The organism is Corynebacterium sp. HMSC076D02 (assembly GCF_001813815.1).
In the GTDB taxonomy this organism is placed as follows: domain Bacteria; phylum Actinomycetota; class Actinomycetes; order Mycobacteriales; family Mycobacteriaceae; genus Corynebacterium; species Corynebacterium simulans.
Genome location: NZ_KV814065.1, coordinates 52,138 through 74,435, shown reverse-complemented (window position 1 = coordinate 74,435; position 22,298 = coordinate 52,138). Strand labels below are relative to the sequence as shown.

Below are 22,298 nucleotides of genomic sequence, written 5' to 3'. Positions count from 1 at the left end.
CCGGCTGGGGTCGTTTCCTTCGCCGTAGTCTCAGCCTTGGCTTTGCCGGACTCTTCGACGATTTCCCCCTCAACGGTCTCCGGTGCGTCCGTCTTCACGGCGTCTCCGCCTTCAGGCTCATCAGACAGCTGAGCGCCCGGCTGGCGCGGATTCGCCTTAGCCTTTGCTGCGGCACCGGCGATGGTAACGGCAGGGGTTTCTTCCTCGTCAACCACGGAGATATCGCTAGCGTCGATGACTTCGTAGTCTTCGGTATCGTCTTCAAAACGGCGCACGTCACGCTTATTAACACGCGGGCGGCGGCGCGCGGCGACGTTTCCGGAGTCACCTTCAAACAACACGCGAGTGTCATCAAAGGCTTCACCTGTGTGGCTCATCGGGCGCTGCGAACGCAGCAGCCAAGGTGCCAAGACAAAAGCCCAGACCACGATGATGGCGATAATAGGCACAGCAGTGGACACGGTATGGGTGGCCTTCCGTAGGGTGCAGAGTTTGTCTTAACGTTAGCGCCTGAACCGCCCCTATAAAGACTCAAAATCGGGGAAATTACAATGTTGTGACTTGTGTGAAAACAGTGGCGAAATCTACCCGCCAACTGGGGCCCCGGCTAAAGAAATCGCCCCTCTGCCCGTAACCGCGCGACAGCGGTGTTCGGATAGTCCTCGCGGTTGAGCGCCACAAAGTAGTGATCGCGCCAGGCGCCATTGATATGCAGGTTGCGACGGAGATATCCTTCTTCGCGAAAACCACAGGACTTCAGGACCTTGCCTGAGGCAAGGTTCTCCGGCAAATAGGTCGCTGTCACGCGGTGCATACCTACGCGGCGGAAGGCGTGGTCAACGCCCAGTGCGCACGCTGCCGTAGCCACGCCGGCGCGGTGGACTGCGGAATGAACCCAGTAACCAATCCAGCATTCCCCGATGCTGCCGTGCTGAATATTTCCCAGCGTCACCTGGCCCATAAACTGACCATCCAGCTCGATCACTAAGGGGATGATGCTGCCCATCCGCGCGTTGTCACGTAGGAACATCAGATGGTTCCACCAAGCATTTCCCGAATGGGCGTTTTCCCACGTCGTTGGGATGGTGGGTTCGACCGGGCGTAAGTATTGCTCATCGATGATGCGCTGACGGCGCCAGTCATGGCCATCGCCGCGCATCAGCGGACGCAAGCGGAGAACTCCGCCCTCCGGCAGGACGTCGGAAGGTGCCAAACTAATACTCGGGGTGGATTCCGGCCACCCTGGATGTTCTTCACGCGGCGGCCCACTCGCAGGTACACGCAGGTGCCCCGCCGCAGTCCCGAAAGGATCCAGCATGCCTAGCTGCGCTGCGTCAAAAAGAGCACGTCCACCACGTCGCCCGGGCGGATCTCAGTGGCGCTTTCCGGAATCCTAATCATCGCGTTAGCCTCCGAAAGACCCGCCAACAGGTGGGCCGGCGCACCGCTAGCGCCGCCCAAACCCTCGACCAGGTAGTCGGCAGTCTCAGCGTCACGCATCAAACGCGCACGGATAAAACCGCGGCGACCTGGACGCGAATCCATGTGGTTGAGCGCGCGAGCACGCACGACGCGGCGATTTGCATTGCGCTTGCCCAGAGAAAGGCGAATTAGCGGGCGCACGAATACTTCAAAAATGACCAATGCCGAGACCGGGTTCGAAGGCAACAGGAACGTTGGAACGCGCTCCTCTCCCAGCAAGCCAAAGCCTTGCACTGACCCCGGGTGGATGGCCACGCGGGAGGTATCGATATCGCCGAGCTCGCGCAGCACCTCACGCACTGCCTCAGAACCGGCGCCGCCGACCGCACCGGAGATCACCAGGACCTCGCTGCGGGCGATGTGTGTTTCCAGCGCCTCGCGGATTCGTCGCGGCTCGCCTTCCGCGATGCCGACGCGTTGTACGTCAGCGCCTGCTTCCCGCGCCGCAGCGGCCAAGGAATAGGAGTTAACGTCAAATACTTGACCCAGGCCCGGTTCGCGGTCGATATCCACGAGTTCCTTACCGAAGGACAAGATGGTCACGCGCGGGCGCGGATAAACCAGAACCTTTGAGCGGCCGACAGCGGCCAGAAGGCCAATCTGCGCAGGTCCCAGGATAGTTCCCGAAGAAACCGCGACGTCTCCTGGCTGGATATCGTCGCCAACTCGGCGCACAAAGTCACCCGAGCGCACAGGGCGATGCGCCGTCACGCGCTTGCGGCCGCGGTCGGTCCATTCGAGGGGAAGGACGGCGTCGGCAAGCGTGGGCAAAGGCGCACCGGTGTAAACGCGCACCGCCTGCTTCGGCTGCAAGCGCAGCGGCTGGCGCGAGCCCGCCGGAACCTCGCCCACCACGGGGATGGAACGCTCAACCTCAGGGCCCTTTTGCTCCCCTTCTGCGTCCTCCTCAGTAGTGCGCCGCGCCTTCAAAGCACGCTCGCCTCCCACGTCAACGGCGCGCACCGCGTAGCCATCGATTGCCGCCTGCGGGAATCCGGGCAGCGGCTGATTGGCTTGCACTTCCTCGGCGCACATTAGACCCAGCGAGTTTGCAATCGCGATACGCACTGGTTCCGGTGTCACCGCCGCATCAGTAATCATCGCAAGCTGATCATCTACTGAACGCATAGACTGCCGCCTTCCCTGTTTGTCTTCTGACCTAGATTAGTTGATGCCCTTTTCAGCCTCATACTCGGCAATGATCTGCTTGATTGCCTTGTACAAAGCCGGGCCATACTTCTCATGGTGCAGGCCGAAGTCCACATTTGCCGGAATATATCCGCCAGGATTGCCCAGGTCATGACGCTTTCCGCGGTGAACCACCACGTGGACCGGGTGGCCTTCCTGGATGAGCAGCTCGATGGCGTCGGTTAGCTGCAGCTCACCGCCCTTACCTGGGGAAATGCGGCGCAGCGCGTCGAAGATCTTGCGGTCTAGCAGGTAGCGACCGGTGGCCACTAGGTTCGAAGGCGCATCTTCAGGCTCTGGCTTTTCCACCATGCCAACGACCTTCTTCACGCCAGGTGCGTTGGTATCTTCCACGTCGAAGACACCGTAGTTGAAGGTCTCTTCACGCTCGACCTCGAATGCGCACAGCACCGAGCCACCGACGGCAGCGCGCACGCGTGCCATCTCCTCCATGACAGTCGCCGGCAAGACAATGTCATCCGGGAGCATGACGGCGAAGCAGTCCTCGTCATCGTCCAATGTGGATTCCGCAAGACCAACCGCATGCCCCAAGCCGAGCGGCTTTTCCTGCGACACAGAGATCGGGTGAATAAGTTCGCCAGCGCGGCGCACCTTAGCCACCTGCTCGTCCTTGCCACGTGCGTCCAAGGTCTCAACAAGCTCCGGGAAGGCATCGAAGTGGCGCATCACCTCTTGCTTGTTGGGGGCAGTAATAACTGCTAAACGCTGCGCACCAACCGAAGCGGCTTCCTCTGCGATGAGTTCGATACCTGGGGTATCAACCACAGGTAGCAGTTCTTTCGGAACAGTTTTAGTGGCCGGCAAAAAGCGGGTACCCAGGCCCGCTGCCGGCACGACAACTGTCTTAATCCCGTGCAGGGATCCCTCGTTGTTATTAGCCATAAGTTTGAGCTTACAGGCCGAACTTTTGCTTTCGTGCAGCGATACACCAGCAATTACTATTAGTTCTATGACTGAGATAGCCAAGCAAAAGCAGGCGTTGCGCATTGAGCTTCTCGACGCCCGCCGCACCCGCAGCCCCGAGGAGAAAGCCACTGCCGACGCCGCTTGGTGCAACGCGGCCGCCCAACTTCTAAGCCCCGATATGCAGGTCGCAGCCTATAACCCTCTGGGTTCAGAGCCCGGCGGCAGCGAGTTTGTCCACACCCTGGCACAGGCATGTAAGGCGGTATATCTGCCTATCTCTGGCGACGATGGGCAACTTTACTGGGCGCTTTACGAAGGCCCCGAGAGCCTCCAGCCCGGCGCGCTCGGCATCGCAGAACCAACCGGCGAGCGCTTTCCCAGCTCCATCTTGGCTGAGCTCGACTTCATCTTTGCTCCAGCGATGGCAGTGGACAAGAGCGGCTACCGCCTCGGAAAGGGTGCTGGCTACTACGACCGCGCGCTTACTCCACTTGTTCCCGGCAAGCCCAAGGTCATTGCCATGGTCCACTCCAGCGAGGTCCGCGATGTGCCAAAGGAAGAACACGACCGCCCAGTTGATGTCATTCTGACTGAACGTGGGCTCGTCGACATTGAGCCAGACGTTTAGCTAGACGATTTAGCCATAAGAAACAGCAAAATCGGAACCATAGTCCTGCATCCGCAGTCTAAAAGAGCATGACTGCGGATAAATTGCTGAAAGTGCTGCGTACCCCAGGACACCGGCGGGCGCTGATGCTAAGACGCTTTGTTGCATCGGTGCTGGTTGCCGCAGCAGGTTTCAGCATGCTTTCCGCTCGCAAGGAACACCCGCAGGCGGTGGTCTTTGCCCGCGATGTTCCTGCGGGCCATGCTCTTTCGCTTGACGACGTCACGCTAGCACCCATCCCGGCCAGCGCACTGCCGGAGACGAAAGTCGATACCAACCTCGAAGAGCTTGAAGGCCGCGTGGTCGTATCGGCGGGCTCGGCTGGAGAAATTCTTACCGAGACGAGACTGCTTGGCCCGCAGCTCGTGGACGATTTAGTGAATAACTCCACAGGAAATAACCCGGGCGAGGAATCCCACATGATTCCAATCAAGCCAGCAGAACCTGACATCCTTCCCCACCTCCACCATGGGGATACTGTCAACGTCATCGCTGGCGCTGGCAAAGAAGAGATAGAAGAAGGCCAAACAACTGCTGGCTCAGTCATCGCCGCAGGTGGGCGCGTAATTACGACGACCAGCGGCGAAGAAGAAGGCCGCGCCACCACCGTGCTTTTAGCTCTTCCTGCTTCCCAAGCTGATGCCGTGGCAGCCGCTTCTCTGAGCCAACCGCTCACCGTTGTCATTGTGGGACAACGAGCCACCGGCATGAATTAGCGTAGAGCCGCTTCCAGAAGCTTTCCGATTGAGCCAGAAACGTTGTCACATCCCCTAAAACTCGCTAGGGTAAGACCCCACTAGCCTCTGCTTTTAATTTTCATAACATTTGACTCATGACTAACTTAGAAAAGTCACTCGGGGGCAAGGGTCACAATGTGTTTTAGGAAAGGAAACCCTCCCAATGCTGAAGGGCTTTAAGGACTTCATCCTCCGCGGCAATGTCATCGAATTGGCAGTCGCAGTCATCATTGGTAGCGCATTCACCGCTATCGTCACCGCCGTCACCAACAATCTCATCCAGCCTCTGATCAACTCCTTCGGCTCCGCAGAAGTCAAGGGCCTGGGCTTCCAGATCACCGACAATGAGTCCACCTTCATGGACTTCGGTGCTGTTATTACCGCTGCCCTCAACTTCCTCATCATCGCTGCGGTTGTTTACTTCCTCATCGTGATGCCGATCAACAAGCTCTCCGAAGCTGCTAAGCGCCGCCACGGCGTTGACCCAGAAGAGCCAGCTCCGACCACCGAGCAGCTCCTGACTGAGATCCGCGACCTGCTGGAAGCGCAGAACGGCTCCGCTGCTAGCAACAACATCGCTGGTACCTCCTACAACCCGGAGAGCACCGGCCGCCACCAGGCATAGGTTTTACAGCCTGCATAAAGACCGAACTCCGGTTGTCTTTTAGATAAAAGACAACCGGAGTTCGTCGTTACTAATAGCCAATAATTAGAGGTGGGAAACGCTCGCGCCTATTGGCCATAATGCGGCGGCATTTGCTCCCTGTAGAAAGTTTCGTCATGCTTCTGCTCAGCCGGGGCATCCTCATCGAGCTGGACTACGCGATGAGCGTCCCCGCCGCTTTCCCGACCCGAGTTATCAAAGGCAGATACAAAGTCCGGTTGGTCGGCAGTGCGGTCATAGTCCACGGCGGAGCGACGAACGGCCCGGCGGCGTTTACGAGGTTCAGACATGAATACTAGAAGGAAACTTACCGGCTACTAGACGCTGTACTTCTGGAGCTGGTCGATGAGGTAATGAACTAACGGGGCCAGCGTGGCCATGCCGTCGCGCACTGCGGCGCGGGAGGAAGCCAAGTTAACGATGACGGTCGAGCCCGAAACGCCGGAGATGCCCCGCGAAGTGCAGGCATCGACTGCGCCGCAGGCTTGGCCGGAGGAGCGCAGTGCTTGCGCGATGCCGGGAACCATCTGATCCAAGACCGCGCGTGTGGCTTCAGGTGCCTTATCGCGCGGGCCAACACCAGTACCGCCGACGGTAAGGACCAAGTCAACACCACCGACAACTGCAGTTTCAATGGCCTGACGGATCTTCGACTTCTTGGAACGAACAGTCACGGAGCCATCGACCTGGAATTCAGCCTCAGAAAGGAGCTCACCGACCAAACGGGACGTATCATCCGAGTTCTCGTCTGGGTGGTCAGTGATGACGACCACCAGCGCGCGGCGCGGTGCGTTGAAGTTTTGTTCCTGCTCGCTGGCGATCAGGAAGGCGTCATCAGGCTCAGCGACGTCCAACAAAGCCCCTGTGGATTCCTCAGAGACCTCGAAAATGCCGTTGTTGGTCTCGTTGTCAGCATGGTCTGCCAATGTAGCTCCTTTATAGGACCAAAAATTCTTCTTCAAAGATTCGGGCGATTTTTGTTAGTGGATAATTTACTCGCCCGAAAGGGTTACCTCTACCTGGCGAGGATCTTTTCCTTCCTCATTGCTGACCTCGAGCGTGACCTTGGCGCCGAAGTCTTGCGAGCGAGCTGCGGCAATCAAGGAATCGGAGTTCTCGATGCGGCGGTCGTTGACGCGGGTAACGAGGTCGCCTGCCTTCAGCCCTGCTTCTTCTGCTGGGCTGCCTGGCTCAACCTCGACGATGCGTGCGCCGTCGCCACTGTCGCGCGCGTCTACCTTGACGCCCAAGGTTGGGTGCTTAACCTCGCCCTTGTTGATGAGCTGGTCAGCCATGCGCTTGGCAAAGTTAGAAGGGATTGCAAAGCCCAAGCCGATGGAGCCTGCTTCACTCGAACCGGAGCTCGACAAGGAGGCAATCATGGAATTCATGCCGATCAGGTTGCCGTTGATATCAACCAATGGGCCACCGGAGTTACCAGGGTTGACTGCGGCATCGGTCTGGATGGCGTCGATAAGCGAGCTCTCGCCGCCCTCCTGGGAAGCCCGAACCGGGCGATTCTTCGCGGAGACAATACCGGAGGTAACCGTGGCATTTAGCCCCAGCGGGGAGCCCACAGCAACGACCTCTTGGCCAACGGCCACGGCGTCAGAATCACCGAATTGCAGGAACGGCAGGTCATTAACGTCCTTAATCTTGATGATCGCGACGTCGGTGTTTGCGTCGGAAGAAATAAATTCAGCTTCGTGCTTGCTGCCGTCGTTCATGCTGACGCGCAACTTGCCGCCACGCTCAGCGCCGGCAACCACGTGGTGGTTAGTCAGCACATAGCCATCCGGCGAGATGATGGAACCAGAGCCCTCAGCAGCGCTGGTAAGGCCCAAAGCCTCAATGGAAACAACCGCGGGCAGCACCTTAGCAGCGGTCGCCTCAACCGAGCCCTCAGCTGGTTCCTCACCAGTGCTATTAGCCACCGGCTCATTCTGCAGAACCTGGTTTACGGCGCTCGTATCGTTCTTATCCTTCGTTCCTAGAGCTATGCCAGTAATGCTGCCCGCAGCAACGGCGCCGACGAGGAACATGGCCAAAGCCGTGCCCAGGCCCACCTTCTTCTTTTCTGGCGGGTTCGGTTGCGCCCCTACGTAAGTTATGCCCTGATTAGGTTGGCCTGGTTGGCCGAACTGCACCGCCTGGCCGGGCTGGCCGGGCTGGCCCACGCCGAAGCTTTGGGTCTGCGGGCTTGCTTGGCCGCCGACGAATTGGGGATTGCCCGCGCCTTGGTTGAAGTTAGCGCCGTGCATCCCAAAGGAACCAGCCTGGCCGCTGGAGCTAGGCTGCGCCCCGGAGTTCTGGCGCGGTTCATTCCAACCAGCAGAATTGCTGAGATTGGGTTGATTCTCGGACATTGGCCTTTCGCCGCGTGGATCCGCAGGCTCGTTCATGTTTGAGTTCCTCGTATTCATGTGGGCAATTGTGCCGCGGTGGGCTGGGGTGCATCTGTAACGATTCTGCTAGCCATATAAGAATAACTGTTAGAACCCTGTATGTCTTGACCTGCAACGCAACCCCTATTTATGCCGCAATAAGGCCGGCGCAGATTAGCCCTGATTAAACCAGCGCTCGGCGAAGATTAGCCCTGATTAAACCAGCGCTCGGCGAAGATGGTGCCGCGATCAACAGCCGCCTCATCTTCTTCGTTTGCGGAAGGATCGGAAAGGCCATCAACGAAGGTCTCGCCTTCCCCACGGTAACCCGGCAGGATAACCTCCATGCGCGTGCCGCCATCGTTGGAATCCTTAATTTCAATGGAGCCATCGTGGCGCTCAATCACGGATTTGACGATGGCCAGACCCAAACCAGAGCCCGGCATCGAGCGGGCGTCTGCGGAACGGTAGAAACGCTCGAATACCTTCTCCCGCTCATCCGGCGGAATGCCCGGGCCAGAGTCGTCGACCCGAAGACGGACCTCGTGCTCGCTGATCTGCTGCATGAACACACGCACGGTGCCGGTCGCAGGCGACCATTTCGCCGCATTGTCCATCAGGTTAAGCGTTGCCCGGCCCAGGGCGAATGGATCGCCTTCTAGGACCCAGGGAATAAAGCGTACCCGGAACTCGACGTCGGGGCGGCGTCGCCTAGCGCGCGCTAGCGAAGACTCGAGCACCTCCATAAGGTCAACCGGCTCCGGAGCCTTCTCCGTGGCGTCCTCACGAGCCAAGTCGACCAAGTCACCGGTGAGCGTAGAAAGCTCCGTCATCTGTGACATGACGTCATCTTCCAAGTCGCGGCGATCTTCTTCGCTGATACCAAACCCACCGCCGGACTTGTTCATCATCATCAGCAACTCAATGTTGGTACGCATCGAGGTCAACGGAGTCTTCAACTCGTGACCTGCGTCCGCCACAAACTGGGCCTGCTGCACACGCGATTGCTGCAGCGCTTCCAGCATCTGATTAAAGGAAACCGTAAGCTGCGCCATCTCGTCATTGTTGACAACCTCGATAGGACGCAGATCGTTGGTCTGCGTGACGTAATCGGCCGCACGCTTCAGGCGCGAAATCGGCTGCATACCAGTCTTGGAAACGAGCATGCCGGCAAAGATCGCCAGCAGAACGCCAAGCGCAACGATAACGAGCAGCATTGCGCCAATGGCCGCGATGAGATCATTCGTCTCGCTCAAGTCCCGGGCCAAGACCACAGTGGTGCCTAAGTCATGGCGTTTTGCGAGGATGCGCTCGCCACCGACGGTGCGCACCGAAGTCTCGGTGTAGTCATCGTCCTCCTGGAACTGCCCGCCCACCGGGATAGCATCGCCAAAGGTAAAGCTCCAAGAAGGAGGAGAAATCGCGATGCGAGTAGAGGGATTATAAAGCTTAAACCTCGCGATTTCGGAATCGATAGATTCAACAAAACGCGGGTCCTGGCTTTCCTGAATCAACACGTCGGCTTTTTGCTCAAGCTGCTTGTCGACGGCCGCGGTCAAAGACTCAGACACGATCCAATAGGTTGCCAAGGTCATAAGCGCCACGGCGATGGCCACGACCAGACCCGTAACAAGCGAAAGACGCCACCGTAGTGGCGCCCGAGAAGCCCAACTCCCCCTTCCGCCGGCAATCTCGTTAACAGGGGTGGGTTGTACCTGTTCGGAAGCCTCGGCGTTGGACGCTGGCTTCCTCAAGATCACGGTGTCGACTCCCGCAGAACATAACCGACGCCGCGCACGGTGTGGATGAGACGCGATTCGCCCTCACCTTCCGTCTTCTTCCGCAGGTAACCGATGTAGACCTCCAGCGCGTTGCCGGAAGTTGGGAAATCGTAGCCCCATACCTCTTCCAGAATCACGTTGCGCGGCATGACCTTGCGCGGATTTTCCATCAGCAACTGCAGCAAAGCAAACTCGGTACGGGTCAAAGAGATATGCCGGTCTCCGCGCTTTACCTCACGGGTATCCGCATCGAGCTGCAAATCCTCAAAGGAAAGCTCGGTCTCCGCGCTGTGCGGTGCCCCAATGGAGTCTGCAGCGGCGCGGCGCAGCAAAGAACGCACGCGTGCCAAAAGCTCCTCCAGCGCAAATGGCTTCGGTAGATAATCATCCGCTCCGGCATCGAGACCAGCCACGCGGTCGGAGACACTATCGCGGGCAGTTAGCACCAGGATCGGGCGTTCCCAGCCCTCACTGCGGAGAGTACGGCAGACCTCAAGGCCGTCCATGTTGGGCATCATGACGTCGAGGATCAACAGCTCCGGATTTTCATTGCGGACAGCCTCCACCGCCTCAAGGCCGTCACTGGCAATCATGACTTCATAACCATTGAACCGGAGAGAGCGACGCAGCGATTCGCGTACCGCTTGCTCGTCGTCGACGACAAGAATCTTCATAAACATAATTATGAACTATTCACGGTGGATTTTCGAAGCCACCATGCAATCCAGCCCCTTTCCATCCCCCCAAAGCCACAAGCTAACGTTTCTCGCGGCGCCTTTAGGCCATGTATCTGTTTAAAAAATCTGTTCAAAAGAAAAAGCCTGCGAAGAAGACGCCTTGTTTTAGGCGCTTCTCGCAGGCTTTTTAAAAAGTAGTGCGTTCTAGATTAGAACTGCTCCACGTCTACCAGGCCGAGCTTTGCAGCCTTGACCAGACGGCGCGGGATGCGCACGGTCTGACCGTCGATGGTGACTTCCTGAAGGGCGACGTTGTCTGCCTTCCACTGGGAGCGACGTGCGCGGGTGTTCGCGCGGGACATCTTGAACTTAGGAGTTGCCATTTTCTTCTATCCTCCTTACGCGTTCTTCTTCTTGCGGCGAGCCATTGCACCGAAGCGCTGGTTGAAGCGCTCGACACGGCCTGCGGTATCCATAACGCGCTGTGCACCGGTCCAGAACGGGTGGGACTCAGCGGTCACGTCAACGACGATCAGTGGGTACTCGTTGCCATCTTCCCACTCAACGGTGCGATCGGAAGTAGCAGTGGACTTGGTCAAGAACGAGTGGCCAGTGCCGGCGTCCTTGAAGACCACCGGGTGGTAATCCGGGTGGATATCCTTCTTCATAATTATTCCCTCAGGGTTGAAACTACGGGTCGGTTCTTCACTCTTCTACCTGGCTTAAGCCTTAAAGAACGGCGAACTTTTTACAAAGCAGCCTTCTATCGGTGTCGAAAATCGTGCCCGAGTTGGGACGTACAGATTAAAAATGGCGTTAACCTCATCGCTCCGGGATATTGCTTGCGCTTCCCGTGGGCGGAGATGTCAACAACTTAAAGCATGTTACACCTTTGCCATCAGTTCCCCAAACCCACATACACGCTATTACGCTCCGTATATATAGGAATCGGCCCGCATAATTAACAACAGCCACAGGCGTTAACAAGACCAAATGGCGCAGGTAGTTCACACGAGCCCACTGCATCAGCTTGCAGCACTGGGACAAGGAAGGCGATTAGGTAATTTGGGCCGCGGGCTGTAAGATTTCCCCTTGCTGTTGTCAAAGTATACGTTTTACGCCCCGTCTACTGGTGTTTGACGGTCTTGCCACCCATGCTCAACCTCACTTTTCGAGCACTGCGCCTCACCGCAGAAGGCATAGCCGTCAGTAGCCATGATGTGGGCGGCTAGGAGAAAGAAGACCCATGTCGGCTATTTGCCAGGTAACGGGCCGCAAGCCGGAATTCGGCAAGCAGGTCTCGCACTCGCACCGCCGCACTTCGCGCCGTTGGAACCCCAACGTGCAGCGTCGTCGCTACTACCTGCCCTCCGAGGGCCGTACCATCACCCTGAATGTCTCTACCAAGGGCATGAAGATTATTGACCGCGACGGCATCGAGTCCGTCGTCGCCAAGATTCGCGCACGTGGGGAGAAGATCTAAAGATGGCACGTAATGACATCCGTCCAATCATCAAGCTGAAGTCCACTGCGGGCACCGGTTACACCTACGTGACCCGTAAGAACAAGCGCAACAACCCGGATCGCATCACCCTGAAGAAGTTCGATCCGGTCGTCCGCAAGCACGTCGAATTCCGCGAGGAGCGATAATCTATGGCTAAGAAGTCCAAGATCGCCAAGAACGAGCAGCGCAAGGAAATCGTCGCCCGCTACGCGGAGCGTCGCGCTGAGCTCAAGGCCATCATCAAGAACCCGAACACCTCGGACGAGGATCGTCTGGACGCACAGTTCGAGCTGAACCGTCAGCCACGTGATGCATCCCGTTCCCGCATCCGTAACCGCGACGCAGCCGACGGCCGTCCGCGCGGTTACCTCCGTAAGTTCGGCCTGTCCCGTGTCCGTATGCGCGGCATGGCTCACCGTGGTGAGCTGCCGGGCGTTCGCAAGTCCAGCTGGTAAAGGGGTAATTGCACAATGGCTATCAAGCGCAATAACCAAAAGAAGTTCCGCATGGAACAAACCCGTCGCCCGAAGAAGAACCCGCTGAAGGCTGAGGGTATCGAGACGGTTGACTACAAGGATGTAAAGACCCTGCGTCTGTTCATCTCCGACCGTGGCAAGATCCGTTCCCGTCGCGTGACCGGTCTTACCCCACAGCAGCAGCGCCAGGTCGCTACCGCTGTGAAGAACGCACGCGAAATGGCTCTCCTGCCGTTCACCGCCCGCTAAATCAGTAGCTGGGTTTCTCAACAGCGCACTTTTGCCGCTGGCAAGTGTGACACGGTAAAAGAACCTTCGAAAGCCGCTTTCTTTCAATCACTTCGATTGGATGGAAAGCGGCTTTTGTGCGTTTTGTTCTTGGCCACGAGATAGCTATCTGCTACTTAACCCACAACTTCCCTATGCGGGATTCGAGCTGGTGATAGATTAGTGATATTCACTTCCCCTCTCCTCGAAAGGGCTTTTAAGGCGCATGCCATTGCATCAATCCTTGGCGGATCTCAGTGAGCTCGCAGCACACTGCCAGTCCCCCGCTACTGCCCGCGGCTTACTCGCGGAAGCGCAGGATCTCCTGCACAATTCTCTAGACCACAGCGCGAACGAGCTAGAACTTGCTACGTGGTTTTCTCGCATTATCACTGACATCGTGCGCTCGCCTGGCGTCGCCAGCCCCGTGCGCCTTTCCGGTCCCGTCGCCCGCGGTGACGCACTTCCTTCCATGACCATCACCTGGCTGGGCGAGGACCCGCAGCTGGAATCTATTTTTAGGGACGTGGGCCTTGTTGGCCGTCCTGCGGAGGAGAACATGGCCAGCCGTGCCGACGCTGGCCTGGCGCTGGGCGTCGGCAGCGAAGATGCGCTGCTGAAGGAAGCACTGGATTTGCGCCCGCCAGCGCTCAAGGTGGTCGACGGCTTGCCGGATCGCAATGCGCCCGTGGATATCCAGGGTGCCCTGCTCGCCCCCATCGCCGCCATTGCCCGTTGGGCCGCGCCGGCGCCACACCCTACTCCGGATCGCCTCGCGATCGGCGTTGAGCGTGAGCTTCTCGACGCCGCCGAAGCCGAAGCCTTATCCCGTGCCTGGGGTACCGGCATCGCGTTGGAGTTGCGCCAGTGGCACGCCGGCGTCAACGGACGCGATGGTGTCCTTGCTACTCTCCCACCCCTCGACCGCACCGCTTATGGCTCCGCCTGCCGCACGGTATCCGCAAACTTTGAGTCCATTGATAAACGTCAGAAAGACTGCTCCACGCAGGACAATTAATTAGTTGCTGCGAATATAAACGAGTACACTTAACTGGCTTAATGAATTAAAATTCATTCACACGAAAGGAGGCGTCCTGCCCCATGGCTGGAACTGTTGGTAGGCCGCGCAAGAACAGCCCGCGCCGCCGTGGAACTACCGCCCGTGAAGAGATCCTCGACGCTTCATCAGAGCTTTTCACCACGCAGGGTTTTGCCACCACTTCGACGCACCAGATTGCGGATGCCGTGGGCATTCGCCAGGCGTCTCTGTATTATCATTTCCCCTCCAAGACGGAGATCTTCTTAACCCTCCTTAACTCCACCATCGAACCTTCCCTCGAGCTCGCCGAGGAACTTGCTGCCTCCGAAGCCACCGCTGAGCAGCGCCTATGGTCCCTCGTCGCGGCGGAATCCCGCCTGTTGCTAACCAGCGGCTGGAACGTTGGCCGCCTCTACCAGTTGCCGGTGGCTAACTCCCCCGAGTTCTCCGAGTACCACGAACAGCGCACTGCTTTGCAGTCTCGTTTCCGCGAAATTGCCGCCTCAATCGTCGGCGAGGATGACCCCCGCATCGAGCTTCCGTTCCACATCGCGCTTTCGGTCATTGAGATGCGCCCGAACGATGGCACCCCGCCTTTCGACGCTTCCCAGCGCGTTCCGGAGACTGCCGCCATGCTTGCCGACGCCGCGCTAGCCGTTCTCGGCGCAAAGGTTCCGGACAACGCGGAAGAGACCACTCTTGAGCTGCTCAAGAACCGCCACGACTCCATCTCCTCTGCCGCCGCTGCTGCCGCGGATCGTAAGAAGAAGTCCGGCAATTAATTAGTGTGTGCAGCGTGGTGCTGCCAAGCAAACACCTATCGCTGCCAGTAGTCGTTCCAGGTGACGCTTTCTACGGCCGCGTTGTCTTGGTAGACGCGCAGACCGTCGGCATTGACCACGATGGACGAAGGATCGGCATCAACCTGGTAGGTGCCTTCGTGACCTTCGGCGGGCAGCTCCAAGGTGCCGCCGAACATATCGGAACGGTAGGTAGCACCGCCGGCGTTGCCGCAGACGACAACCTTGCCGTCATCGCTGGTGCCAGCGAGGATGAGGTCCTCGCCCGCGGTGCACGATGCATAGCTGCCGGACCAACCGCGGTCGCTCAAAATACCACCGCTGACGGTGGACTTATCGCGCCCGTGGTCGTAATGCTCTTCCGGGTTAGACGCTGTTTCCGTCACGGTTACTACGGACGGGCTTGGGCTTTCTTTAGTGCTAGGCGCTGCGGAAGTGGTGCTGGCTGTCGAGGTGGTGGTCGATTCCACCGGCTTGAATTCCTGCTGCGCAGTCTGCTCAGTTTTCTCACCGCCCCGCCCAAGCAAGAAGAATGCAGCGGCGGCTGCCACGATTGCGACGAGAATGACGATTCCGACGACGATAGGCACCACGCCGGACTTATCTTTTTGTTGTGGATACGGATAAGTCATAGTGTGCGCCTTCTTTTCTGTGTCGATACGAGAAATGCTCTATGGGCTAGGTGCGCTAGGTCTTCCTAGACCTCAACGATAGCGCTGAACGGCATAGTGAGCCAAGCAGTTTTTATGAGGCTTATACACCGCTTCGCCGTCTTCCTTAAGGCTTTCAATCAGGCGATCGATCTTCTGGTTGGTCTTCTTCTCGGTCCAGCCAAGCGCCTGCGCCAGCTCTCGAATCGCCGGGATATTAGCATCCGTGGCACCCGGCGCGCGGAGGTAGCTAGCCAATTGGCGCAGCAACAGCTCCTGCTCGTCATTCGGGACGTGGCGAGTGCGCGTGCGGTCCCCCTCCTCATCCAGCGGGCGCGGGGTGCGGCGAATCATGTCGTTGTTTTGAACGTCGATGTGAATCTCGTACACGCAATCAGGCGTGGTGAAAGTGATGGCGGTCGGCCCCGGTGGGATGGGTGCCAAGCCGCGCGGTCCTACCTCGATGCGCGAATGGGAGCGCACATTGCGCTGGCTGATATACAGCGGGATATGGCGGCCCACATTGGCAAGCATCCAGCCTTGGCCGGAGTACCACAGCTGGAATAGCTGACGGTGCAGGTCCAAGTCCTCTGCGCCTACTACAAAGTCGCCTGCGCGCCCGACTATGAGTTCGTCGCCCGGGCCCATCCGGTGGACTTGCCCGACCAAGTCATTGATCTGAAGCCACGGTCCAAGGTTTGCCGGCGAGCTGGCGTTAGACTGCATAGATTAGGCGCTTTCGAAGTCGAGGATAGATGGATAGGTTTATTCCAAAAGTCCATACTAATACCTAAAAGCGTGGAAGTTAGCCGGTTACTAGCGCAATTGTGGTGATCGCAATCGTGATGATGATGAGAATCGTCGCCGCAATCATCAACGCATTGTTGTTGTCCTTCTGCGGCCTCGCAGGCTGCGCCGGCCGAGCAGACTGTACCTGCTGCGGCGATTGCTGCATTGGCCTTGTTGAAGGCATGGACGCACCCGGGTTGATTCCTGGGTTGAAGGGCGCATTGCTAAGCCCGCCATAAGAAGGCACCGCAGCTATCGAAGGATTGCTCCAGTTTTGCGCTCCCCCGGCGAGGTTATGTGCGCTGCCCATTCCAAAGCCCATGGCGGGAAGCTGACCACTTGCCGGATAGTTAGTGGCTTGGTTCTCCGGAACTGCGGAACGCGCGTTGAGTTCCGCGCCACCGTTTCTGCACGCCTCCAGTGCATCGATGAACTGGCAGGCCTCCGGGAAACGCCGATAAGGAGTGTTATCCAGTGCTCGTTCCATCACTGCATCAATCTGCTGAGTGGCCATTGCCGCCTGTGGATCAAGCCGTTCCATGATAGTCGGGGTGCCCATCGCCGGGACTATGCGCTTGGTGCGCCAGGCAGACTCCGACATCACCTCTTTGAGGTGATACATGGTCAGCATCTCAAACGCGATGAGTGCTAGCGCATAGTTATCACCTGAAAAGGATGCTTCCTGGCCGCTGTAATCACGCGAATTGCTCTCTGGTGAAGAGTAGTTTTCAGTTCCGATTACGTTGCCTACGGCAGTTAAACGCGACTGCCCCTCCGAGATAGCGATTCCAAAGTCGCTCAGAACGCTATAGCCGCTATCGGTGGGCCGGCGGCGTAGCAAGATATTGGCCGGTTTTACATCCCTGTGAATCCACCCATCCGGGCGCATCGAATGCATCTGGTCCAGTGCTTTGGCCACGGGGCGCAAGTACTTGACGACGTCGCTGATGCTAAAACCCGGCTCGTTACTATGGCGACGTTCACGGATGAGCTCTTCCAACGTGCCGCCTTCGAAAAGCTCCATCTCAAAGCCGAGATTGCCCTCGGTGTCGGCCAGCTTCTTATTTATGTGCGTGACATAGGAGCTATGGATGGCCGCCAGCGCCTTCATTTCATTATGGAAGCGCTTGAGCCCTTCTTCGTTGTGCAGCTCCGGCAACACCGTCTTGATTGCAACGTTGCGCCCTAGATCGACATCGGTGGCCGCGAAGACGGTTCCCATGCCACCGCCACCGATGCGCCGGACGTTTGCATATCCTTGGCGCTCCAGCCACATAACTACACGGGAATCATTCACGCGTATATTTCACCACACCCGATGTAGATGCAGGTTCTAAGAATCGCCCTATCTACCCCGCTTGTGGGGTAGCATAACCGCTCGTAGAAGGCAGCTACTATTTGTAACTACTCGGAAACTTTTAAGTTGCTGCCTGTATTTATTTCCTATCGCCGATTTCTTTGCCGAAGGATGCAATGACCAACCCTAACCAAGGCCCAAATCACTACCCTTCGCTGCCCACGAATATGTACTCGGGCGCGCAGTCGCAATCCCCATTTGGCGAGCAGAATCCCTATACCGACCCAAATGGCCGCTACCAGTCGACGCAGCCGATGGGATTTACAGCGCCCGCCGCGCGGCCCTCGCGAAACTGGGTTCCGATCCTGTGCATCTTGGCAGTCATCCTGGCCATGCTGATTGGCGGCGGCGTGGTCTGGGCGGATAAGAAGAGCGACGAGGCTCAGCAGCCACCTGTCGCTCTGGCACCGCCGTCGACGGAGGTTTCGGAAGAACCCGTCACGACCACGGAAGAAACCGAGTCTGATCCTACGCCTACCCAGGATTCTTCTTCCCCGGCGCAGAATAATTCGCCGCGCTATCAGCAAAGGCAGCAGCCGCGCCAGCAAACCCACACCACTACGCAGCGCAAGGATTATCCGGCAGGGCTTAGCGCCAATGGCTGGGACGGAATCTCCGGCGCGCAGTGCAACGGCGGCGAGGCCGTGTACGCGGCCAAGAAGTCCGCGCCACAGGCGCACGTCGTCATCTGTGACGAAGGCTCCGGCTTGGTCTACCGCGGCAATTGGTCCAGCGGCCCGGCCGTTGGCACTGCCTCAGGTAGCGGCACTTCGTACACCGCTACCTTCAACGATGTCAGCCAGCTGCTGATTAATGGCAGCGAGTTCACAATCATCCCAGACAGCACCTCTTATGACTCGAGCAAGCTAGACACCGGCCAGTTCAGCACCGTCTGGAGCGCCAACTAGCAAGCGGCCTTGGGCCACTGGACCTTCGCACCCGCGAGTTCGGTGGCCAAGGCGCTGAGCATTTGTTGTGCCGAGCCATAGGCACCGCTTGGCGACGTCGCGTAAATAGCCACCGCAACCTTCTTACCGTTGAGCTCTACCGTGCCCATCTGCCGTGCTTCATAGGCGCCGTTTGTATCTGGGCCCCAACCGCCCTTAAAAGATGAATTATCGAGGCTGCCTAAGCCATAGCTTTGGGCAGGATCAGAGGCAGCCATAGCAGTGAGCACTCCGCTGCCCTGTGCGATACAACCCAACTGCCCTATAAAGCGCGCTTGATCAGCGACTGTCCATTGGGTCTGCCCGAAGGCGGAAAAGCCCGGACGGGTAACCGTGGGCTGCACTTGCACGTCTAAGCCTGCTTCCGCTAGAACTGCGCTGGCGGCGCTAGCTGCAGACTGCCCGCCGCCTAGGGATTGCCAGAGATTTTCTGCGGCCGCATTATCTGAAAAAGTAATGGCCTGCGAGACCATCGCTGGTTCTGCAGAACCAGCGCGTTCCGCGGCAATTGCCACCGGCACCTTCGCGGTAGACCATGCGGCTCGCGGCTCAGAAATACCGGCACTATATACCTCATCCTGACCTGCAACGGCGATTCCGGCTTTCCCGCCGTACTTGCTCTGAACGTCTTCGACGATCTTCGGCAGTGCTTCCTGGACGTTCCCCCTCGCTGCAGCAGGAGCCGGGTCCTTGTCAGACTTTCCACCATCGCCTTTAGCATCCGCATCGGGCACCATCGTCTGCCCGCTCAAAGTGGGGCGCGGGTCCACATCCGTGCTGGTGGTCATGCTAACTTCCGCTCTTTCCTCCACATCACCGATCGTGCAGGCACTTGCGGCCAAAGCCACGCATAGTAGGCCCAGACCGCACAGGTTCTTTTTCTTCATCTAGTTGGGTCCTCTCTCGCTGCCGGAGCCGATTAAACGATGTAAACAATGGCGTTGTTGCCGCCGGTGCAGGTGACATATTCGCCGTTGTCACGGCAATCCATCGTGTAGTTGATGCCAGTAACCGGGCTATATGCGGTGATGACCGCGTTATATTCCTTGGTATCTAGGAAATGCTCTACATATGCATCGCGGACGGCGCGGGCGAACTCAGGAGAGGTCATCGTGGAATCACGGTAGACGTTGTTCAGGTCTCCGCCCGCAGCACCAGACATAGCTGCGTCGTTTGCGGCCACCGCACCGGCCGGAAGCGAGGGATACGCTGGGCGTTCCGGAGCCTTGGTCGTTTCTTCGGTTGTTGGCGCCTCGGTGGTTGCTTCTGCAGAGGTTGTCAGCATCGGGCTGGCGTTCTTCTCATCGCTGCCGCCCTTGAGAAGGAAAAATGCCAAAGCAGCGCAGAGCGCGATGACGGCAAGCACAATGAGAGCGATGATTGCCCACTTCGTACCGCTCGAGCGCTCTTCTTGGTACACCGGCGCCGCCTGGCTGTAATCCGCAGGACCATACTGCTGACTGTATCCGCCTTGCGCATAGTACGGCGCGGAGTCACCAGCAAATGGTGACCCCATGTTGGACAGCTCGTATTGCCCATAGTCCTGCGGCGGGGACCCCTGCTGTGAGTAGCCTTGCGGGAATTGCTGTTGTGGTTGATCCGCCGCGTTCTGCCCGCCTGACTGTTTTGCCCAAGGGTTGGTATTGGGTGCTTCGTTTGCGCCTTGGTAAGGGCCAAAGCCGTTGTTTTCGCCAGACAAAACGTCTCCTATATGCAGGGATATGGTAGTTACTTAGATTTCTGATTATGGCACACGTATGCCCTTCGACCAGCTAATTTTTGTGCAGAACTCACCCGAAGTAGGCGGATCTGGGGAAATTTCCTTGGTAGTGGGCGAAGTAGCCAAAACTTCGGTTACATTGTCACTATTGCTATCACTGCTTATGTGATTCGCCACTGTCTTTGTTGAGGAAAGGCCGTTTTAGAAATCCCTATGACGAACTATCCAGGTTTTGGCTCGCAGCCTAATAACTCGCGTCCTAATTCATCGCCCCAGTTTGGCTCCCCGCAGTTTTCTGCGCCACAATCATCGCCACAATTTGGTTCCGGATCTTTTGCCCCCGGTACGAACCCCGCGCACCCAGCATCGGCTACGCAACCTAATAACTTCGGCGCGCAAATGCCAGCGCGCAACGGCAAAGGATTGATTAGCGGCGCAATCATCGGTCTGATTGCCGCCTTCCTCTTCCTCGCCATTGTCTTAGGCGCCGCGGCATATTTCCTGCTGCCAAAAGACATTCCAGACGCCCCAGCAGACACGGTGTCAACGCCAACCTCGACGCCAGCCTCAACTGCGCCAACGACCATGAGCGACGTTCCATCCGAAAACGTCTAAAGGGGCCCAGCAACCATAAGTTGCCAGGCCCCTCAGCCAATTAGCGCTGCGCCTAATTAGCGGCGCAACGTACTAATTCGCGATAGCGAATTAGTGGAAGAAGTGGCGAGTGCCGGTGAAGTACATGGTCACGCCGGCCTGCTTGGCGGCCTCGATGACCACTTCGTCACGAATGGAGCCGCCCGGCTGGACGACGGCCTTGACGCCAGCGTCGAGCAGAACCTCCAGGCCATCAGCAAACGGGAAGAAGGCATCCGAAGCAGCGAAAGCACCCGCGGTGCGGTTCGCGCCGTCGGCAAGCGTGTTAGCGCGCTCGACCGCCAGCTTCGCGGAGTCAACGCGGTTGACCTGGCCCATGCCCACGCCCACAGCGGCGTTGTCCTTGGTCAGCAGGATGGCGTTGGACTTAACTGAGCGCACTGCGCGCCATGCGAACTCGAGCTCAGCTAGGTCGGCGTCGGAAAGCGCGTTACCAGCAACCAGCTGCCAGTTCTCCGGCTTATCGCCCTCGGCCTGGTAAGTATCCGGCTCCTGGCGCAGGACGCCACCGGAGATGTGCTTGATTTCCTCTGCCGGAGCCTCGTGCTCGGCAACAAGGATGCGGAGGTTCTTCTTCTCCTTGAGGATATCCACCGCGCCATCCTCGTAAGACGGAGCGACGATGACCTCGGTGAAGATGTCCTTGACCTGCTCGGCCATCTCGACGCTGACCTCGCGGTTTACTGCGATGACGCCGCCGAATGCGGAGAGCGGGTCGCACGCATGCGCGGCGCGGTGTGCCGCAGCGATGGACTCATCAGACACGGCGATACCGCACGGGTTGGCGTGCTTGATGATGGCAACGCACGGACGCTCGTGATCCCATGCAGCACGCCATGCGGCGTCAGCGTCCTGGTAGTTGTTGTAGGACATCTCTTTGCCGTTCAGCTGCTGCGCGTTAGCCAGGCCCTTGCCGGAGCCATCGCGGGTAACGGTCGCGGACTGGTGGGAGTTCTCGCCGTAGCGCAAGGTGGTGGTAGCGCCCTCACCGCCGAGCTGATCGACGAACCACTGGGAAACAGCGGCATCGTAATCAGCGGTGTGCAGGAATGCATCGCGTGCCAGGCCGCGGCGCTCCTCCAAGGTGAAGCCGCCCTTCTTTGCAGCCTCTGCGACGTCGCCGTAACGAGCCGGGTCCACAACGATGGCCACGGATGGGTGGTTCTTCGCTGCCGCACGAACCATGGATGGGCCTCCGATGTCGATCTGCTCAACGCAGCCATCGAAGTCCGCGCCGGAAGCAACGGTCTCACGGAATGGGTACAGGTTCACCACGACCAGCTGGAATGCCTCCACACCCAGCTCTTCTAACTGAGAGAGGTGATCCGACTTGCGGGTATCCGCCAAAATGCCAGCGTGAACCTTCGGGTGCAGGGTTTTCACGCGGCCTTCGAGGCACTCCGGGAAGCCAGTGAGCTTTTCCACTGGGGTGACGTTGATGCCAAGGTCTGCAATCTTGGCGGCGGTGGAACCGGTGGACACAATCTCAACGCCGGCAGCGTCGAGGGAGCGGGCGAGATCCTCGAGCCCAGTCTTGTCATAGACGCTAATCAGCGCGCGCTTGATCTGCTTACGGTCATCGCTCATG

The 22,298-nt window shown here is 58.3% G+C and carries 27 protein-coding genes and 1 pseudogene; 11 read left to right on the top strand and 17 right to left on the bottom strand.

Annotated elements, in window-relative coordinates; genetic code table 11:
- From HMPREF2935_RS13605 to HMPREF2935_RS08205, 4 genes and pseudogenes are all read right to left on the bottom strand, one after another.
- Window positions 1–461, bottom strand: a pseudogene (locus tag HMPREF2935_RS13605) (hypothetical protein); the annotation flags it as partial.
- Window positions 462–607: 146 nt separating this feature from the next.
- Window positions 608–1,318: a GNAT family N-acetyltransferase gene (locus HMPREF2935_RS08215; protein WP_070732763.1), complete on the bottom strand. Its 711-nt coding sequence runs from the start codon at window positions 1,316–1,318 to the stop codon at window positions 608–610.
- A 2-nt stretch (window positions 1,319–1,320) separates the two neighbouring features.
- Entirely contained in the window at window positions 1,321–2,610 is a 1,290-nt protein-coding gene (gene glp, locus HMPREF2935_RS08210; RefSeq protein WP_062041541.1) for a molybdotransferase-like divisome protein Glp, read from the bottom strand.
- A 36-nt stretch (window positions 2,611–2,646) separates the two neighbouring features.
- On the bottom strand, window positions 2,647–3,573 hold the full coding sequence (locus HMPREF2935_RS08205; protein WP_070732761.1) for a UTP--glucose-1-phosphate uridylyltransferase: 927 nt from the start codon (window positions 3,571–3,573) through the stop codon (window positions 2,647–2,649).
- 67 nt (window positions 3,574–3,640) lie between these two features.
- Here HMPREF2935_RS08205 and HMPREF2935_RS08200 point away from each other — a divergent pair, with 67 nt between their 5' ends.
- The 3 genes from HMPREF2935_RS08200 to mscL all read left to right on the top strand — a co-directional run bounded on the left by HMPREF2935_RS08200 (window position 3,641) and on the right by mscL (window position 5,626).
- Entirely contained in the window at window positions 3,641–4,225 is a 585-nt protein-coding gene (locus HMPREF2935_RS08200) for a 5-formyltetrahydrofolate cyclo-ligase (RefSeq protein WP_062035578.1), read from the top strand.
- Between the two features lie 68 nt (window positions 4,226–4,293).
- Window positions 4,294–4,980, top strand: coding sequence for an SAF domain-containing protein (locus HMPREF2935_RS08195; protein WP_070732760.1), 687 nt, complete (start codon window positions 4,294–4,296; stop codon window positions 4,978–4,980).
- 184 nt (window positions 4,981–5,164) lie between these two features.
- Window positions 5,165–5,626, top strand: coding sequence for a large-conductance mechanosensitive channel protein MscL (gene mscL / locus HMPREF2935_RS08190; protein WP_070732757.1), 462 nt, complete (start codon window positions 5,165–5,167; stop codon window positions 5,624–5,626).
- Window positions 5,627–5,733: 107 nt separating this feature from the next.
- Here the strand turns inward: mscL and HMPREF2935_RS12760 are convergent, their stop codons facing one another.
- The 7 genes from HMPREF2935_RS12760 to HMPREF2935_RS08155 form a co-directional block, all read right to left on the bottom strand.
- Window positions 5,734–5,955, bottom strand: a complete 222-nt coding sequence (locus HMPREF2935_RS12760) for a hypothetical protein (protein ID WP_083313207.1) — start codon at window positions 5,953–5,955, stop codon at window positions 5,734–5,736.
- A gap of 27 nt (window positions 5,956–5,982) precedes the next feature.
- Window positions 5,983–6,555: a MogA/MoaB family molybdenum cofactor biosynthesis protein gene (locus HMPREF2935_RS08180; protein WP_070732971.1), complete on the bottom strand. Its 573-nt coding sequence runs from the start codon at window positions 6,553–6,555 to the stop codon at window positions 5,983–5,985.
- Window positions 6,556–6,657: 102 nt separating this feature from the next.
- Entirely contained in the window at window positions 6,658–8,067 is a 1,410-nt protein-coding gene (locus HMPREF2935_RS08175) for a S1C family serine protease (protein ID WP_246817811.1), read from the bottom strand.
- A gap of 188 nt (window positions 8,068–8,255) precedes the next feature.
- Window positions 8,256–9,809 (bottom strand): HAMP domain-containing sensor histidine kinase, encoded by a 1,554-nt coding sequence (locus HMPREF2935_RS08170; protein WP_070732750.1) that lies wholly within the window; start codon window positions 9,807–9,809, stop codon window positions 8,256–8,258.
- Entirely contained in the window at window positions 9,806–10,504 is a 699-nt protein-coding gene (locus HMPREF2935_RS08165; RefSeq protein ID WP_062044319.1) for a response regulator transcription factor, read from the bottom strand. Before HMPREF2935_RS08165 ends, HMPREF2935_RS08170 begins: the two co-directional genes overlap by 4 nt.
- Before the next feature lie 212 nt (window positions 10,505–10,716).
- Window positions 10,717–10,890 (bottom strand): 50S ribosomal protein L32, encoded by a 174-nt coding sequence (gene rpmF / locus HMPREF2935_RS08160; RefSeq protein ID WP_005530148.1) that lies wholly within the window; start codon window positions 10,888–10,890, stop codon window positions 10,717–10,719.
- A 15-nt stretch (window positions 10,891–10,905) separates the two neighbouring features.
- Window positions 10,906–11,175 carry a type B 50S ribosomal protein L31 gene (locus tag HMPREF2935_RS08155; RefSeq protein ID WP_061921281.1) on the bottom strand — a complete coding sequence of 90 codons (270 nt, stop codon included), beginning with the start codon at window positions 11,173–11,175 and terminating at the stop codon, window positions 10,906–10,908.
- A 578-nt stretch (window positions 11,176–11,753) separates the two neighbouring features.
- Here HMPREF2935_RS08155 and rpmB point away from each other — a divergent pair.
- From rpmB to HMPREF2935_RS08125, 6 genes are all read left to right on the top strand, one after another.
- A complete protein-coding gene (rpmB, locus tag HMPREF2935_RS08150; protein WP_005279911.1) occupies window positions 11,754–11,990 on the top strand; it encodes a 50S ribosomal protein L28 in 237 nt (78 codons plus the stop codon).
- A 2-nt stretch (window positions 11,991–11,992) separates the two neighbouring features.
- Complete coding sequence (rpmG, locus tag HMPREF2935_RS08145) at window positions 11,993–12,157, top strand: 50S ribosomal protein L33 (protein WP_042530058.1); 165 nt, start codon at window positions 11,993–11,995, stop codon at window positions 12,155–12,157.
- Between the two features lie 3 nt (window positions 12,158–12,160).
- On the top strand, window positions 12,161–12,466 hold the full coding sequence (gene rpsN, locus HMPREF2935_RS08140; protein ID WP_061921278.1) for a 30S ribosomal protein S14: 306 nt from the start codon (window positions 12,161–12,163) through the stop codon (window positions 12,464–12,466).
- Window positions 12,467–12,487: 21 nt separating this feature from the next.
- Window positions 12,488–12,736: a 30S ribosomal protein S18 gene (gene rpsR, locus HMPREF2935_RS08135; RefSeq protein WP_034657238.1), complete on the top strand. Its 249-nt coding sequence runs from the start codon at window positions 12,488–12,490 to the stop codon at window positions 12,734–12,736.
- 244 nt (window positions 12,737–12,980) lie between these two features.
- Complete coding sequence (locus HMPREF2935_RS08130; protein WP_070732746.1) at window positions 12,981–13,772, top strand: hypothetical protein; 792 nt, start codon at window positions 12,981–12,983, stop codon at window positions 13,770–13,772.
- An 83-nt stretch (window positions 13,773–13,855) separates the two neighbouring features.
- Window positions 13,856–14,575, top strand: coding sequence for a TetR/AcrR family transcriptional regulator (locus HMPREF2935_RS08125; RefSeq protein WP_062041565.1), 720 nt, complete (start codon window positions 13,856–13,858; stop codon window positions 14,573–14,575).
- Window positions 14,576–14,610: 35 nt separating this feature from the next.
- On the opposite strand, the gene HMPREF2935_RS08120 is transcribed toward HMPREF2935_RS08125, so the two are convergent.
- The 3 genes from HMPREF2935_RS08120 to HMPREF2935_RS08110 all read right to left on the bottom strand — a co-directional run bounded on the left by HMPREF2935_RS08120 (window position 14,611) and on the right by HMPREF2935_RS08110 (window position 17,329).
- The gene (locus HMPREF2935_RS08120) at window positions 14,611–15,225 is read right to left on the bottom strand and encodes a hypothetical protein (protein ID WP_070732744.1); all 615 of its coding nucleotides are present in this window, start codon (window positions 15,223–15,225) and stop codon (window positions 14,611–14,613) included.
- A gap of 72 nt (window positions 15,226–15,297) precedes the next feature.
- A complete protein-coding gene (locus HMPREF2935_RS08115; protein WP_070732742.1) occupies window positions 15,298–15,969 on the bottom strand; it encodes a hypothetical protein in 672 nt (223 codons plus the stop codon).
- Between the two features lie 79 nt (window positions 15,970–16,048).
- Window positions 16,049–17,329: a serine/threonine-protein kinase gene (locus tag HMPREF2935_RS08110; RefSeq protein ID WP_141744798.1), complete on the bottom strand. Its 1,281-nt coding sequence runs from the start codon at window positions 17,327–17,329 to the stop codon at window positions 16,049–16,051.
- Window positions 17,330–17,505: 176 nt separating this feature from the next.
- Here HMPREF2935_RS08110 and HMPREF2935_RS08105 point away from each other — a divergent pair, with 176 nt between their 5' ends.
- On the top strand, window positions 17,506–18,297 hold the full coding sequence (locus HMPREF2935_RS08105) for a hypothetical protein (protein ID WP_062041572.1): 792 nt from the start codon (window positions 17,506–17,508) through the stop codon (window positions 18,295–18,297).
- Here the strand turns inward: HMPREF2935_RS08105 and HMPREF2935_RS08100 are convergent.
- Entirely contained in the window at window positions 18,294–19,124 is an 831-nt protein-coding gene (locus tag HMPREF2935_RS08100; protein ID WP_246817810.1) for a hypothetical protein, read from the bottom strand. The genes HMPREF2935_RS08105 and HMPREF2935_RS08100 overlap by 4 nt on opposite strands.
- Window positions 19,125–19,255: 131 nt before the next feature.
- A complete protein-coding gene (locus tag HMPREF2935_RS13600) occupies window positions 19,256–20,035 on the bottom strand; it encodes a hypothetical protein (protein ID WP_246817809.1) in 780 nt (259 codons plus the stop codon).
- 420 nt (window positions 20,036–20,455) lie between these two features.
- Between HMPREF2935_RS13600 and HMPREF2935_RS13345 the strand changes: the two genes are divergently transcribed.
- Window positions 20,456–20,671 carry a flagellar basal body-associated FliL family protein gene (locus HMPREF2935_RS13345; RefSeq protein WP_061921248.1) on the top strand — a complete coding sequence of 72 codons (216 nt, stop codon included), beginning with the start codon at window positions 20,456–20,458 and terminating at the stop codon, window positions 20,669–20,671.
- Between the two features lie 90 nt (window positions 20,672–20,761).
- Here HMPREF2935_RS13345 and purH read toward each other — a convergent pair whose 3' ends face one another.
- Window positions 20,762–22,297: a bifunctional phosphoribosylaminoimidazolecarboxamide formyltransferase/IMP cyclohydrolase gene (gene purH / locus HMPREF2935_RS08085; protein WP_061921245.1), complete on the bottom strand. Its 1,536-nt coding sequence runs from the start codon at window positions 22,295–22,297 to the stop codon at window positions 20,762–20,764.
- Window position 22,298: the final 1 nt, after the last annotated feature.